The sequence below is a fragment of the Vibrio sp. YMD68 genome, from assembly GCF_029958905.1.
Taxonomy (GTDB): Bacteria; Pseudomonadota; Gammaproteobacteria; order Enterobacterales; family Vibrionaceae; genus Vibrio.
The window spans coordinates 2,003,023-2,018,237 of the sequence record NZ_CP124614.1 but is presented as its reverse complement, the minus strand read 5'-3'; the positions used below and the strand labels follow the sequence as shown (position 1 = coordinate 2,018,237).

Annotated in this window: 14 protein-coding genes; 7 read left to right on the top strand and 7 right to left on the bottom strand. The window is 42.6% G+C overall.

Annotation, left to right across the window (positions count from 1 at the left end; translation table 11 throughout):
• Positions 1-6: 6 nt before the first annotated feature.
• On the bottom strand, positions 7-1,164 hold the full coding sequence (locus QF117_RS15115; protein ID WP_282386557.1) for an ABC transporter substrate-binding protein: 1,158 nt from the start codon (positions 1,162-1,164) through the stop codon (positions 7-9).
• Between the two features lie 489 nt (positions 1,165-1,653).
• On the opposite strand from QF117_RS15115, the gene QF117_RS15110 reads away from it, so the two are divergent.
• Positions 1,654-3,486, top strand: coding sequence for a methyl-accepting chemotaxis protein (locus tag QF117_RS15110; protein WP_282386555.1), 1,833 nt, complete (start codon positions 1,654-1,656; stop codon positions 3,484-3,486).
• 101 nt (positions 3,487-3,587) lie between these two features.
• Here the strand turns inward: QF117_RS15110 and QF117_RS15105 are convergent, their stop codons facing one another.
• Complete coding sequence (locus tag QF117_RS15105) at positions 3,588-4,034, bottom strand: META domain-containing protein (protein ID WP_282386553.1); 447 nt, start codon at positions 4,032-4,034, stop codon at positions 3,588-3,590.
• Between the two features lie 197 nt (positions 4,035-4,231).
• On the opposite strand from QF117_RS15105, the gene QF117_RS15100 reads away from it, so the two are divergent.
• The gene (locus QF117_RS15100; RefSeq protein WP_017034585.1) at positions 4,232-4,480 is read left to right on the top strand and encodes a DUF1289 domain-containing protein; all 249 of its coding nucleotides are present in this window, start codon (positions 4,232-4,234) and stop codon (positions 4,478-4,480) included.
• A 141-nt stretch (positions 4,481-4,621) separates the two neighbouring features.
• Here QF117_RS15100 and QF117_RS15095 read toward each other — a convergent pair whose 3' ends face one another.
• Complete coding sequence (locus QF117_RS15095) at positions 4,622-4,843, bottom strand: hypothetical protein (protein ID WP_282386552.1); 222 nt, start codon at positions 4,841-4,843, stop codon at positions 4,622-4,624.
• Positions 4,844-5,263: 420 nt separating this feature from the next.
• Here QF117_RS15095 and QF117_RS15090 point away from each other — a divergent pair, with 420 nt between their 5' ends.
• A complete protein-coding gene (locus tag QF117_RS15090; RefSeq protein WP_282386551.1) occupies positions 5,264-5,623 on the top strand; it encodes a PilZ domain-containing protein in 360 nt (119 codons plus the stop codon).
• A 36-nt stretch (positions 5,624-5,659) separates the two neighbouring features.
• Here the strand turns inward: QF117_RS15090 and QF117_RS15085 are convergent, their stop codons facing one another.
• Complete coding sequence (locus QF117_RS15085; protein ID WP_282386550.1) at positions 5,660-6,571, bottom strand: LysR family transcriptional regulator; 912 nt, start codon at positions 6,569-6,571, stop codon at positions 5,660-5,662.
• Between the two features lie 284 nt (positions 6,572-6,855).
• A complete protein-coding gene (locus QF117_RS15080) occupies positions 6,856-7,794 on the bottom strand; it encodes a PstS family phosphate ABC transporter substrate-binding protein (RefSeq protein ID WP_282386549.1) in 939 nt (312 codons plus the stop codon).
• Positions 7,795-8,015: 221 nt separating this feature from the next.
• On the opposite strand from QF117_RS15080, the gene QF117_RS15075 reads away from it, so the two are divergent.
• The 3 genes from QF117_RS15075 (at position 8,016) to QF117_RS15065 (ending at position 11,341) form a co-directional block, all read left to right on the top strand.
• Positions 8,016-10,016, top strand: coding sequence for an EAL domain-containing protein (locus tag QF117_RS15075; RefSeq protein WP_282386547.1), 2,001 nt, complete (start codon positions 8,016-8,018; stop codon positions 10,014-10,016).
• A 336-nt stretch (positions 10,017-10,352) separates the two neighbouring features.
• On the top strand, positions 10,353-10,796 hold the full coding sequence (locus QF117_RS15070) for a MarR family transcriptional regulator (protein ID WP_282386546.1): 444 nt from the start codon (positions 10,353-10,355) through the stop codon (positions 10,794-10,796).
• A gap of 65 nt (positions 10,797-10,861) precedes the next feature.
• The gene (locus QF117_RS15065; protein WP_282386545.1) at positions 10,862-11,341 is read left to right on the top strand and encodes a glutathione peroxidase; all 480 of its coding nucleotides are present in this window, start codon (positions 10,862-10,864) and stop codon (positions 11,339-11,341) included.
• A 170-nt stretch (positions 11,342-11,511) separates the two neighbouring features.
• Here QF117_RS15065 and QF117_RS15060 read toward each other — a convergent pair whose 3' ends face one another.
• Together QF117_RS15060 and QF117_RS15055 are read right to left on the bottom strand one after the other, a co-directional pair.
• Complete coding sequence (locus QF117_RS15060) at positions 11,512-12,945, bottom strand: catalase (RefSeq protein ID WP_282386544.1); 1,434 nt, start codon at positions 12,943-12,945, stop codon at positions 11,512-11,514.
• A 354-nt stretch (positions 12,946-13,299) separates the two neighbouring features.
• The gene (locus QF117_RS15055; RefSeq protein WP_282386543.1) at positions 13,300-13,653 is read right to left on the bottom strand and encodes a rhodanese-like domain-containing protein; all 354 of its coding nucleotides are present in this window, start codon (positions 13,651-13,653) and stop codon (positions 13,300-13,302) included.
• A gap of 228 nt (positions 13,654-13,881) precedes the next feature.
• Between QF117_RS15055 and QF117_RS15050 the strand changes: the two genes are divergently transcribed.
• On the top strand, positions 13,882-15,045 hold the full coding sequence (locus QF117_RS15050; protein WP_282386541.1) for a response regulator: 1,164 nt from the start codon (positions 13,882-13,884) through the stop codon (positions 15,043-15,045).
• Positions 15,046-15,215: the final 170 nt, after the last annotated feature.

Sequence of the window (15,215 nt, the reverse complement as noted above, 5' to 3'; positions counted from 1 at the left end):
CTAGAATCAGTTTCCGTAGCGTTCAAGCCAAGCTTTTTCAAGAGCGGCTTGCCAACTAGGGTGAGGTTCAGAGACGGACTTAAACTGCTGGGTGTTTTTTGCGCTTCCTGTTAGGTACTGGCTGCTCAATACAGATGGATCGCCCCATACTGACAAATCCCCTTTTCTCGATTGAGCTTCAGGGCTCAGTAAAAAGTTAATCGCAACTTGCGCACCAGCATTCGCATTCGAGTTCCATGGGATCGCTAGGAAATGAATATTAGACAGGGCTCCGGCGTCCATGGCATAGGCTTTCGTCGACATCGCGAGTTTACCGCTAGCTTGAGAAGAAAAGACGGAATTCGGGTTGAAGCTGATCGCTAAATCCAGTTGGCCGTCATCCAACAATTGAATGGTTTCCGTTGTGCCCGCTGGAAATTGTTTTCCTCCACGCCAAGCGACAGTGTGTAATTCGTTGAGATAAGACCAGAGAGATTCTGTGACGGCATTAAAATCACTCTCGGAAACCGGTTTGGCTAGCGCAGGATCATTATCGGTCAACTCGATGAGCAGTGCTTTAAGAAAGCTTGTCCCGTGGAATTCAGGGGGGCGAGGATAACTGACCTTATTAGGGAATGCTTTTGCGTAATTGAGCATCTCAGCAAAGGATTTAGGTGGGTTGTTTAATGTTTTGCTGTCATGAATAAAGACCAACTGACCGACACCCCAAGGGGCTTCCAATCCAAGAGTTGGCTCCGAAAAATCCACGTCAACAGGGAGTGACTTATCGACATATTGCCAATTTGGCAGTGATTGCGTGAAAGGACCAAATAGAAGTTGGTTGTCTTTCATGGATTTGAAGTTCTCTCCATTGATCCAAACAATATCGACACTGCCGCCTTCGTTTTTCCCTGCGGCTTTTTCCGCAATCAGTCGCGTTGTTGTTTCAGCAATATCGGTCACTTTAACGTGTTTCAGTGTAACGTCATATTGTTCGGCAAGCTCTGATCCCGCCCATTGAATATAGCGGTTGATCTCTTGACTTCCACCCCAGGCATGGAAATAGACCGTTTGCCCTTTTGCTTGGGATTCAATCGTTGTCCAATCTGTTGCCAGAGCTTGAGTTGCCAATGTGGCCGTCGTTAGTAACATCGTACTAAGTAGCGTCTTCATAACCTTATCCATGTTAAATAATACCAGTGAAGTTTTTATGTTCCATTAACTAGAAATACTAATCTATCTCATTCATTTATCAATACTATTTACTTAATGATTGTCGTAAATGTATCCAGAACAGCCCAGTTAATGAATTAGGGTGTGTAAGCGATGTTTCTAGAGACCCGTAAAGAGCAAAAAAGATTACAGTAAAGATAGAATTAAATGAAAAGTGTGGCCAAGTGCCGACAAGAACCCGGCATTTTGTTCTGTAATGGCCGCGTCTTTTGTCGCCAACATTGACTTTAAACCTCTTTAAACCATGCAATTGCCTAGGATCGTTCTAATATTGTTGTAGTACATAGGTATTGAATAGAGAGTGAAATCAGCCCGTTTTGTCAATGAACACCTGTCATTCAGGTATTCTTTTTAAAACTGAGGGATTTCCCTTGTAGTCGCTGCTCTAAAAGGACATAAGGTTAATGAGGATTGAGTTCTGCTCTCCGTGGGGTGGTTTTAATGTTTAGAAATATGAAAATTGGAATGCGGCTAGGGCTTGGTTTTGCATCAGTCTTGCTGCTTCTGATGATCACGGCATATCTTGCTTTTAATGCGCTTCAAACCGCTTCATCGGGATTCGCAGATTATCGTTCACTGGCTAGAAACACCAATAACGCAGGCCGAGTACAAGCTAATTTATTAAGTGTACGTTTAGCGGCGTTAAAATACATTGATAGTTCAGATGAGCTGTTTTTAGATGAGCAGCAAACTCGTTTTGATACATTAACCGGTTTAATGGTCGAAGCTCAGAATGAAGCTTTAACCAAAGAAGACAAGGCCATTTTTGAGCGTGTAGAAAAGCATTTACAGACTTATGACGTCACCTTTAATCAAATTATCGAGAAAATTGAGCGTCGACATGTTTTAGTGCATGAAACGCTGAACAAACTTGGCCCAGAGATAGAAACACACATCACGGCATTACTCGTTGGCAGTAAAGAAGACGGTAATATGGATGAGGCCTACGATGTTTCGCAATCAATGCGCCATCTGCTGTTGGCTAGGCTGTATGTGAGTCAATTCCTCAATGGTAATGACTCAAAAGATGTCGTTCGGGTGCAAAATGAATTCAAACACTATTTACGCACATTCGGTCAAATAACACATCAAACCAATAACCCAAGGCATCGTGCCATCATTGACAAGGCAACGGTACTCAATGGGCAATATATAACCGCCTTCAATGAGCTTGTTTCGGTTATTGAGGAACGAAATCGATTAAAGAGTGAAAAGCTAGATTTGGTAGGAGAACAATCCGCCAAACTCATAGAAGGTTTCAAACTCGCCATTAAAGAGAGGCAAGATTTGCTAGGCCCTCGGTTACAGACCTCAAATGATCAATCGAAAGCATTTGTTATCGCAATCAGCTTCATCGCGGTGTTTTTGGGCGCTATTCTTGCCATCATTATTACGAAAATTATTACGGTTCCTGTTCGAAAAGCCGTATTGATTGCCAATCGACTCGCTAAAGGGGATTTAACGTCAAACATCTCAATTGACAGCGAAGATGAGACAGGACAATTGCTCAAAGCGATGAAGCATATGGTACAACAACTCTCAGGCATTATTGGTGAAGTAAGAAGTACATCAAACAGCTTAGCCAGTGCATCAGAAAAGGTCAGCGCAACAGCATACTCGATGAGCCGCTCTTCTGTGACTCAGGCTTCCAGTGTTGAGCAAACGAGAGACTCAATGGAAGACATGACCGCTTTGATTAAATTGAACACTCAAAATGCTAAGGTAACGGATGATATGGCCTCTAAAGCGACCTTTGAAGCGCAAGAGGGTAAAGTCGCGGTTGAGCAAACGGTAATCGCGATGAAAAAAATAGCGGATAGAATAAGCATCATCGATGATATCGCTTACCAAACGAATCTACTGGCATTGAACGCAACGATTGAAGCCGCCAGAGCGGGGGAGCATGGTAAAGGGTTTTCGGTCGTGGCAGCAGAAGTGAGAAAGTTAGCTGAACGGAGCCAAAGAGCAGCCCAAGAAATCGGAGACGTTGCCTCTGACAGTGTTATTTTGGCTGAAACAGCAGGACGGTTGTTGGAGCAAATTGTCCCTTCGATCAACAAAACATCCGGTTTAGTTCAAGAAATCAATCACGCTTCCGATGAGCAATCAGCAGGGATCGAGCAGATCAACGATGCCATGAAACAACTCACGGTCATTACTGAACAGAATGCTTCAAGCTCAGTTCAGCTTTCTTCCACGTCAAATGAAATGAGTACGCAGGCACAACAATTACAATCAGTGATGGGTTTTTTTAAAGTTCGTGAAAAGCGCTAACGTGCGAAGCGAAAGCGTTACTAAGTCGGCTTCTAACACGAAAAAAGAACGGCGAACCGTTCTTTTGTTTGAGCGAATACATTTAAGTATATAAGTCGGGTCTAGTTTACCCAGTCGCGTAGTGTGAACGTTAACGTATGTGCATCATTTTCAAGTACTAGGCTGTCTTTTGTTAGCGTCATATTGCTCCAGTCCGTAAGCACTTGAGACATAACCATTTCAGTGTTCATTGATACGTCATCACACATTTTCATTGTCATGCCCATTTTTTCAATACGGAACTGGTTTTCGTTTAGTTCAGCTTGTCCAAAGAAATTGTTGCAGCCAGCGTGTCCGTTAGCCGTCATGTTCTCCCCAACTTCTAGGCGCACAGGTCGATGGTCGTTATCTTTAACTATGTCTTGCCCATCGATTTGGACAAGTTCCCAGTTGTGGTGCTGTAGATCTTTAGGAGTGATGACTTGTCCTTCCTCGCTGACATTTGTACAGGCAGCCAACAATACTGGAACAGAAATAGCAACAACGAGCGTTTTTAAACTAAGCTTCATAATATAAAACTCCGAACTGAAATATGACCAAGCAATGTGCTATTCGGTCTAAGAATGCAAAAAAGTATAGTTAATAAAACAGTGTTTTTGTCAGAACTAAGTCATAGTTTACTCTACGTCACAGTTTTGCTAATTTAAAACACGCTCTTAATAATCATTAACTAACATATTGAATTATCGAGATTTAAGGGGTTAATTTGGAACAATTAGAATTCTTTACTGTACCAAGCCCTTGTGTAAGAGTCTGTCTCACTGATGAAAAAGGGTATTGCCAAGGCTGCATGCGAAATCGCGAGGAGCGTTTTAACTGGTTATCGATGACAACGGCACAGCAGCTTCATGTTATAAAATTGTGTCGACAACGGTACCGACGAAAAATGTCGCAAGGAAAACATGATCAATCACCGGATATTGAAGCCAGTGACCCTCAGCAAGATCTGTTTTAATCGGAATACTTGGTGTTTTCAGGAAAGAAAGAATGACAGAAGAGAAGTAACGCCGCACACCATTATTTACAATAACTTATTTCCAAGCTCTTGTTTGTAGAAGCTTGTTTATAACATCCAGGCGGCGTAATAGGATCCCACTTATTTTAGCCCCCAGGTATCACTAACCCACCCCCCGGCACTTTCATCAAAATGACTGCCGCTAAATCGGTGATTCCTTTCGACACATTCTTCCTTGTGGGAGCTATCGTTCAGTAGGTGCTGAATATAGTTAGCCATTACGTCGTTGGAAAGTTCACGTTGCTTTCGTGTCGCGACCTCTTTTATGAGTTGTAATCGATATGCAGTGCTTGCTCTTTTCATCCTCAATGACCTCCTAGTTAATAGACTTAATAACAAAATTTAGAAGTTAATCACATGAGCGTCAAACCGATTTCGCCCTAATTCTGAGACTTTTTTCGTGCTTTTAAAAGGATCGAAAAAAACAGTTGTAGAATCAAAAAGTAATAGAGTGGACAACCATTGAGAAAGTCATTCTCTTCGCAAAAATAAAACAGTACAGATGTTAACTCTAGAAGCGGTGGAACTAACAGATTCACTAGATAGCGATAGGAAGTGGTGATGCCAACTCGTCGGTGTATTTTGGATAGTCGGGTCCCGTTATGCTAAAGTTAGACGATAATAGGTCGAAACCTTAGTATAAGAATAATAGATAGATTGATTCATATGTGGATGTATTACTCACATAATTAGGGATAAGAAGTAGAATGGAGTGGTTGTCATATGAGTGAAAATCCAGAGCAAAAGCGCCAGTATTATCGGCTAAAATACCCAAAACGAGCGAGGCCGATCATAAGAATTCATGAGCGTCTTTTTCATGTGAGTGAAGTGTCTGAGAAAGGCATTCGTTTTGTGATTGATGACCCATTGGCAGTGCACCACGGGTTAGATCTATCAGGTGTTTTAAATCTGCATGATGACAGTGAAATCAGAATTGAAGGCGAAGTACTGCGCCTAGACAAAAACGAAGTGATTATTTTATTGTCCAAAGGCCCTAGCTTTAAAGATATGGTTAGAGAGCAGCGACACATACGCCAGAAGTATCCCGTGCACTTCGCTAAATTAAGAGCATGCACGGCTTAACCACTTATTTATCCCCTGCCTTTTCTTTAAGATCCTCTATCTCGGTTTGCTGAAAGTGTTTGATGAAAGCGTTTGATCAAGTAAGTCGGCGATCGTCTCATAACGAGCGGGCAGGTTTCTGTGACGTTTTTGTACCATGTATAACGTTTCATTGACTGGGGACTGGGTCGAAACAATATGCAGCTGTTCTTTTTCTGAAAAACTGTCGATTGCGCCTTGAGGGATAACCGTAAATCCAATGCCTTTAGCTACCGGAAGCAGAATCTGGCTAAGTTGGTTGATATGGCCGGAATGTGGAATGTCATCCAGATTAAGGTTCTCTAGCTCTTTATCGCCACATAAATCAAAGTAGAGTGATAAGTAGTGATTAGCATCAGGGTGGCTGATGAGCCCACATTCAATCAGTTTTTCTGCGGTTATTCTTTCATTGTCGAATGACCGAGGTACAACTAAACATAACGTCTCGTTACCAATGATTTTACTTTGGAAAAGATTGCCCGTGGGAATATGAGTTACGATGCCTAGGTCGATTGCTCCCGTTTGTAAATCATTCAGGATCTTGTGATTTGGTGCGGCTTCAAGGTGAATACTCAAGTCGGAGTGCGTCTGCTGTAATGTGATGAGTTCGGGGTATAGACGCAACGCCAGCGAACCCGAACACGCAATTTTACATTGACCTGAAAATGGATTATCAAAGCTCAGGCTTTCAACCAGCATCGCCTCATTATTGGCTAATGTGAGTGCGTATTGATACACCATTCTTCCTTGTTCTGTCAGCTCAAAGCTTTTTCCTTCTCGCTTAATTAACGAATGTTTACATGCTGACTCAAGCTTTTTGATATGTTGGCTGACACCTGGCTGAGTCATGTACAGCTTTTCAGCGGTTTGGGTGAAGTGGCCAATATCGACAAGGGTTTTAAACGTGTTCAGCCAAAGTGGATTAAGCATGGCTAACCTCAGAGATTGATAACAGAGTATTATTATATTAATCGAAATCGATAATAAAAGTGGCAAAAAGTGTTCATTGAGAAATAAGGGGGGGAGATGCATCAAATTGGTGATTGTTTGCAAATGATTTCCGCTTACGGGTTGCTCTCTGAAGACCAGAATAAAACTTGAAGGCATTTGTCACCATAACCAACCTGTCGTGGTCGATCGCTTTACCAACAGAATTCAAACTGAGCAATGTTGATTAGGCATTGAACGGGTTGCGTGTGTTCGTTATAGAGAATTTACTTCCCATTGAACGTGGCTAATGCTGAATCATAAGCATGACTTGGGAGTGGCACATAGCCTGCCTGTTTAACAACGTCAGGTGTGCTGTGTTTGTTTAGATACAGGTTTACAAACCGTCTAACGAAGGCTCTATTCTTCATAGACTGAGTATTGACGTAAATAAACAAAGGTCTAGAGAGTGGCTGATACAAACCGCTTGCGGCATTAGAAGCATTTGGAAGAACGGCTTCTCTTCCTTGCCAGCCAATGGCCACGGCTTTTAACGTGTCTTTATGCTCCAAATAATAAGCGAGCCCAAAAAAAGCCATAGCGTTTATGTCAGTGGCAACGTTTTGCGCCAAAACGTTGTCATCTTCGTTTGGTCGGTAATCCTTTCTGCTCGTTTTTTCACCTAATACTGCGTTGACAAAGTAATCGTAAGTGCCGGAATGAGCGCCTGGCCCATGAAGTTCGATTGGTCGATCGGGGTAGAGGCTGTTTAAGTCACTCCAGCGTTGAACTACCCCTTCTGATTCAGGGCTCCAAGCGGTTTTGAGCTCTTCAACGGTCATCGAGTGAGCCCACGTGTTGTGTTTACTGACGACGACAGTAATGGCGTCAAGCGCGACGGGCAGCTCAATAAACTCAATGCCGTTTTGTTCACAAATGTTCATTTCCTTTGCTTTGATTGGCCTTGAAGCATTCGATATATCGATGTCACCTCGACAGAATTTGTTAAATCCACCGCCAGTTCCATTGATACCAATCGCGATTTGAGTTTTACCATTTTCAGTCGCCATAAACTCTTTTGCTATGGCATTAGTGATAGGAAAGACCGTACTTGAACCGTCCACCTTGATGAGGTTTTTTGCTTGAGAATATGAGCAAAATAGACAAGTAACTAATATTACAATCAATGGTTTGGGTGTTTTCTTTGCTGTCATATTTTTAGCCAAAATTCACTCCGTGAGATTGCTGCTACTGATAATGTTGCCATTTTAATATTAATTTAATATTACGATCTGATAATCCTCATCAATGTTTTAACAATCATATAGATAAATTGGTTTATCTATCTCACCGCAACGATTTGGAAGAGTTAAATCGGGTGATATTAGGTCAGAACCAGTTTCAACTGAGAATTGGAATGCTCGGTTGCTCAAGTTAGGGACGCGGAATGAAGGCAAAGAGGTTATTTTTACTCACGGTTACTTTGGCAGGAATTATTATTTCCTTAACAACGTTACTGTTTGCGCAAGCGAACAAATTGTTGACAGAGAAAGCCCCGCTGATTGAAGCCTCTCAGGAAATCAAAATTAACGGCACACTGGCGCACCTTTGGTTCGAAGAGGTTATGTCTGGGGATGCCACTCAGTCGGTGCAAGAGGTGTGGTATTACCTCGACCTTGCAGACTGGCATACATTAGCTTTGCTAGAAGGTGGGAGCAGCATACAGGGTGACTTTAAGCCCATTCAAGATTCCGCTCTGCGAATCATCTTGGTTTCAATGCGAGACACACTCGTCAAGTTTAGAAATGAAGCGTTACTAAGGCATCAAAATAAAGATATCTCAAGTGCAGGTTCGGCCATTGATATCCGGTCAGATGAAATGTTCCTAGACTTCATTCAAGAAGCGGATGATGTCCAAAGAGCCGTGAAAATGCACCTAGAAGAGGGAATCCAAAGATACCAGTACATCAGCATTATGTTGATCATGGTCTCCATTGCTAGTGTTGCGTACTTGTACCGAGTGCTTAATAAATTTGAAGAGAACAGAACCGTTTGGGTTGAATCCTTAAGTAAAGCGAATGAATCTATCGCGGCCAAAAATGAACAACTGCATAACCAAGCACATTATGACTCTCTGACGAAATTGCCAAATCGGGTGATGTTTCTAGAGAGCTTGGAAAAGTCTGTTTCGAGAGCGTCACGATTAAAGAATACGTTTGCTGTGCTGTTCATCGATTTAGATCATTTCAAAACCGTCAACGATCAATATGGTCACGACATTGGTGACAAACTTCTAAAAAGTGTCGCAACGCGCATCAACCACTGCATTCGAGACTCCGATACTGCCGCAAGAATCAGCGGAGACGAATTTGTTGTCGTTCTTGAACATCTCAATGATGTGCAAAAAGCCACCAATGCGGCCGGTAAAATAGCCAAAAGCCTGAATAAGGCGCTGCAACGCCCTTTTCAAATTAATGATGTTTGCGCATCCATTTCAGCCAGCATCGGTATTGCGATATATCCTGATGACAGTATGAACAGTGATTCTTTGATGCGTTACGCTGACAACGCGATGTATCACGCTAAGTCTTTGGGAAAGAACAACTTTCAGTTCTACTCTGAAGAGCTTAATCGCATTTCGATGTCGAGAATAGAAATCGAACGCGATCTAAAAACCGCCATTAAGCGAGACCAATTTACACTTTATTATTTGCCGAAATGGGAACTGAGAAGCGGCAAGATTGTGGGTGTTGAAGCCCTTCTACGGTGGTTTCACCCGACAAAAGGCATGATTTGCCCAGATGCATTTATTCCCATTGCTGAATCGACAGGATTGATTCGAGAGCTAGATTTGATGGTGTTGTCCAAGTCAATTGAGCAACAAAAAGAGTGGCAGGCGAGGGAGATTGATACGGGGACGATGGCGATTAATGTTTCTGCAAAAAGCCTCAAAAATCAGGCGTTCTTTGAGCAGTTAAAGCGCATTGTTATCGATTCTGGCGTTGACACAACAAGTTTAGAATTAGAAATCACAGAGAGTGTGCTGATTGAAAACGCAGAACAAGCGAAAGTCATCTTCAAGGAGTTAAAGCAACTTGGCGTTCGTTTGGCTTTGGATGATTTTGGCACTGGATTTTCATCACTCTCCTACTTGAAAGAATTCGACTTTCAAACACTCAAAATTGACCGAAGTTTTGTGGCGGATTACAGAGAAAGCGCCAAATCAATGGTGTTACTCAAAAATATTCTAAATCTAGGAAGAGAGCTTGGCTTAGATGTGGTTGCTGAAGGAGTTGAAACGAGCAAGCAACAAGAAGATCTGCAAGATTTTGGGTGTCTTATTGGGCAAGGCTACTTTATGACTAATCCGCAACCCGCCAGTATTCTCATAGAGCGACTGTTTAGTGCTAACCTCGCAAAAGTTCAGTACCTCAGAAAGGTGAGTTAGATTTCTAGATTTAGAGAGGTCGATTTCCATATTTAGAGAAGTGATGGCCGACAAAGATGTCCGCCATTCGCCGTTCTCTGTTCGGCAAAGTGAAAGATAGCCTCTGACAGTATCAGTATGGCTATCTTCGCTTCGCCTCTATAGAGAACATCTCAGCTTGGGAGCTATTCGGATTTATTCGGGAGCTCGCGAGCAATAAAGCTACAGCTCAATTCCGTTCACCGAGAGTTTTATACCCATTAAATTGCAAGCAACTTAATTTGAAATAATACTAATTGAAAAAAATAACGTGCGCAAGTATATTGTGTGCAATTAAAGTTTTGAGTGGTGACTGTTATGGGCGAACCTTGCTCTGAAGGTAATCTAAGATTGGATAATCAGGTTTGTTTTGCACTTTATAGCGCATCGAATGCTATGGGACGTGCGTATCAGCCTATGTTGAAAGCGTTAGATTTAACGTACTTACAATACATTGTCATGATGGTGCTTTGGGAAGATCAATCCATCAACATTAAGCAACTGGGTAAAAAAATGCATCTCGACTCCGGCACATTAACTCCGCTGGTGAAACGTCTAGAGACAAAGGGATATGTGACACGAACACGCAGCGCTGAAGATGAAAGGGTACGGATTGTTACCGTGACAGAGCAAGGCAACGCTCTGAAAGAACAAGCAAAGAGTATTCCAGAAGAAATGATGTGCATGGCAAAAATGAACGCTGACGCCCTGATGAGGTTGAAACGTGATTGTGAAGAATTACTGGCAAACCTTAGTCGTTAGGCCCCTGGCTCAGTTGAGCTTATTTCTATCGAATTAATGAGTGGCTATCTAAAATGGAGTCAAAAATGAGTGAGTTTTATAAGCAGTCGATAAACACACTGCAAGGACAAGAACTCAACCTGAGTGAGCTAGAAGGTAAGGTTGTGTTGATTGTGAACACCGCGAGCCAATGTGGACTAACACCTCAGTATGAAGGTTTACAAGCGTTACATGAGCAATACTCAGACCAAGGCTTAGTGATCATTGGTTGCCCTTGCAATCAATTCGGGGAACAAGAGCCGGGAAGCGAGAGGGAAATAGAAGGGGGCTGCCTGATCAATTATGGAGTCAGTTTTACCATGAGTGAAAAGGTGGATGTGAATGGTAAGAACAGCCATCCACTTTTCGTTTATTTAAGAAAACAGCTTCCTGGTGTACTGGGCAACCGCATCAAGTGGAATTTCACTAAATTCTTGATAGGCAAAGATGGGCAACCTATCAAGCGTTTCGCGCCAACGACCAAGCCTCAGGCTATTGAAGCTCATATTAAAAAGTCTTTAGCTTAGCGTCTCAAAACCTTGAAACTCGATATCAGTAAAATAGGAACAGTTCTGATGTGTCGAATAGCTTGAAGAATGATAGATTTTTCATAATACACCTTCTATTGACGTTTATTGAATGAGCGAGGCGTCAACCGCCTCGCAATGTTATTCGTGATTTACATTTTTGATTATGACTATAAGCCTAGTGCAGCTTTTAAACCTTCGCCATAAGCGTTGTCTGCTTGGAACGCATGGTCAACGTGGCGCTGTTGAATAAACTCAGGCACACCTTCTAACGATCGAGCTGTGTTGTCGAAGAGCGCTTGACGCTGATCATCATTCATTAAGCGGAAAAGATCACCGGCTTGAGTGAAATAATCGTTTTCTGTTTGCCCTTGATCGTAGTGATCGGCATCGCCAGAAATTTTCAAAGGCGGCTCTGAGTAATCAGGTTGTTCTTGCCACTCTTGCTTATGGTTTGGCTCATATCCGATGGTTGAACCAAAGTTTCCATCAACACGCATTGCGCCATCACGGTGATAGCTGTGAACAGGGCAGCGTGGTGCGTTCACTGGGATCTGATGATGATTCACTCCTAAGCGATAGCGCTGTGCATCACCATAAGAGAATAAGCGACCTTGTAGCATCTTGTCTGGAGAGAATCCAATCCCAGGAACGATAGAGGCAGGGTTGAACGCCGCCTGTTCTACTTCGGCGAAGAAGTTTTCTGGGTTGCGGTTAAGTTCAAATTCGCCCACCTCAATCAATGGGTAATCTTTTTGAGACCATACACGCGTTAAATCAAATGGGTTAAAGTTCACTTGGTCAGCTTCGAGCTCTGGCATCACCTGAACGTACATTGTCCATTTAGGGAAATCTTTGTTTTCGATGCTGTCGTATAGGTCGCGGTGATGGCTTTCACGGTCTTTACCGCAGATCTCTTGCGCTTCCTGATCGGTTAGATTTTTAATGCCTTGCTGAGATTTAAAGTGGAACTTCACCCAGTAACGTTCATTGTCCGCATTGATAAAGCTGAATGTGTGGCTACCAAAGCCGTGCATGTGACGGTAAGTTGCAGGAATACCGCGATCACTCATGACAATCGTAACTTGGTGGAATGCTTCAGGCAGTGATGTCCAGAAATCCCAGTTGTTGGTGGCACTGCGCATGTTAGTGCGAGGGTCACGTTTAACCGCGTGGTTTAGATCTGGGAATTTAAGAGGATCACGTAGGAAGAAGACCGGCGTGTTGTTACCCACTAAGTCCCAGTTACCTTCTTCGGTGTAGAACTTTAATGCGAATCCGCGAATATCACGCTCGGCATCTGCCGCACCGCGTTCGCCAGCTACTGTTGTGAAACGAGCAAACAACTCGGTTTCTTTGCCTACTTCAGAAAAGATCTTAGCGCGGCTGTACTTTGAAATGTCCTTGGTTACGGTGAACTTACCGTAGGCGCCAGACCCTTTTGCATGCATACGTCTTTCTGGAATAACTTCGCGATCAAAATGAGCCAGTTTCTCTAAAAACCAGACATCCTGAAGAAGTTGAGGACCACGTGGGCCAGCGGTCATAGTGTTTTGGTTATGTGCAACTGGGCAACCTGCTGCTGTGGTTAATTTTTTGCTCATGTGTCTAATCCTTTATCATTCGTGGGGCGAGTCGACAATGTTCTATACATCTAGCATATTGTCATGATTGAAAAATAACTTGCGTGATTGATGAGGTAGATATTCATCTTTAGAGACAGAATAGGGGGGGGCGGGTACAGAGAAAAGACGGTTAAAACTATAACTGTTATTGGTATTTTCGATTATAGAAATCGTAATGATGGTTTCAAAATTATGATGTTAATTCTGAATAGGTCGAGAGCGCAAAGGAAATGCAGTCCCAGATTTCCTCTGAGGTTCATTGGAAATCTGGGGGGTAGGCGATTGCTTTGGCGATGCGAGTTGAGTCGTTCGTCTAAGGAAATACTGATTGCTCTATTGCGAACTTTGTAACATTTCGGAGTACCCCCCAGCATTGTGAACATGAGTGAACCCTTTTTGTTTTAATTGCTCTAATGCAGCCCCTGAGCGACGACCACTTCGGCAGTACAGGACAATTGGCGTATCTTTAGCAATAGACTCAGACCATGACTCTAAGTCTTGCAGAGGATGAAGTTGAGCGTTATCCAGGTGGCCTTGTTCAAACTCTTCTGGGGTTCGAACATCAATGAGCATAGAACCTTGTTTTATTTTCTCCCAACCTTGGTTTGCTCTTTCTGAAGCCAATGAGGAAAAAGTGCTAAGAGATAGAAGTAAAGACAGCAGTAATAAATACGTTTTGTTGATCATAGCTGAGCCTAAATTAAATAACAGTAAACTTATTATAACAACGATTTACCATAAGAAGGGAAACGGTGTGCCATTCAATGAGACGCACTGATCCGGTGAAATTTCGTCAATTTCTTCATTGATCCCGTAAACCCGAGCTTTTTCTAACTAACTGCTACACTCAAGGAATGAAATAAATCTCGCTTTATAAAAGAGATATTGAGTGGTTCAGTTGGAATAGGAGGAGAAATGGTTGATTCTCGAAAATTGTTGATCATCGAATCAGACACGGAATTTTGTAATGCCATGGTTGAACAGCTAAAAGGCACCTATAGCGTTGAGGTCGCCTTTAACTTTAACCGAGCGCAAGATCTGATTGAAACGTATCAGCCCAATATCGTGCTGCTAGACACACACCTAAATAACGAATCTACGATTGAGTTTTATAACAACCTAAAAAGCCTAAATCATTACGATGATTTTGCTGTTGTATTTATTACTGACAACACATCAATAAACGAACGGCTCAAAGTTTATCAAGCGGGTGCTACTGAAGTGCTAGTTCGCCCTTTTGCCCACGAAGAGTTGATGGCTAAGCTCCATGTTATCGATAAGTATCTGATAGAAAAAAGAAAGCTGTTGTCGGACTATGATGAAGCGAAATCCGCATCGACAGAGTTTATGAAAGAAGCGAGCCAGCATGGTCTGGTTGTCCAGTTTTTTAGAAACCTATCCTATTGTCAGCATATTGAGCAACTGAGTTTTACGGTTTTTCAAACAGCAAGTGCGCAAGGCTTGCACGCTTCCATGGTGGTTCGAGATGAGCAGGATCACTATTTTGATAATATTAGTGGTGTAGTGAACCCGATCGAGCGCAATATCTTTGACCTTTTACATACTAAAGGTCGGGTTTTCCAATTTGGCAATCGCCTCATATTCAATGACAAAAATTGTGCAATTTTGATAAAAAACCTCCCTGAAGACGATGAACGTTTTGTCGGGCAAATTCGAGACATCTATGCGTTTGTAATTGAAGGTCTAGAAGCAAAGTACCAAGATATCAGGCGTCAAAACATGATGTTAGATATTGTAAAAGACATCGCTAACACTGCTCAGCAAGTCTCAATGCGTATCAACGATTTTGATGCGATATCCGCGGAAAATCTCAGTGAATCACAGCAAGAACTGAATAATAGTTATCACTTTTTGGGGCTCTCTTATGAGCAGGAAGAAGCGTTGTCGGCATTATTCGAATCAGGGCTAAAAAGAATGGCGTTTGCAAAAGATGAACTGACGAATATGCAAAGTGTATTAGAAGATCTGGTATTAAAAATAGAGAACGCAGATATGCTCACCGTCCCTAGCGAAGAAGCGCCGAGAGAGGATACGGGTGGAGACGTAGAACTGTTTTAAGCTGTTTCGCCTTAGCGATTCCATCTGAGCCAGCACGCTTAGCGTCTATGACATGCTGGTTGCCCATTGGATGACAAAAATCGGCTTCGGTAGTGACAATGTGTCTTATATGAAAAAAGCCTAATGATGAAGTGACACCATTAGGCCTTTAGGCTTTTTCATTAGTGAAT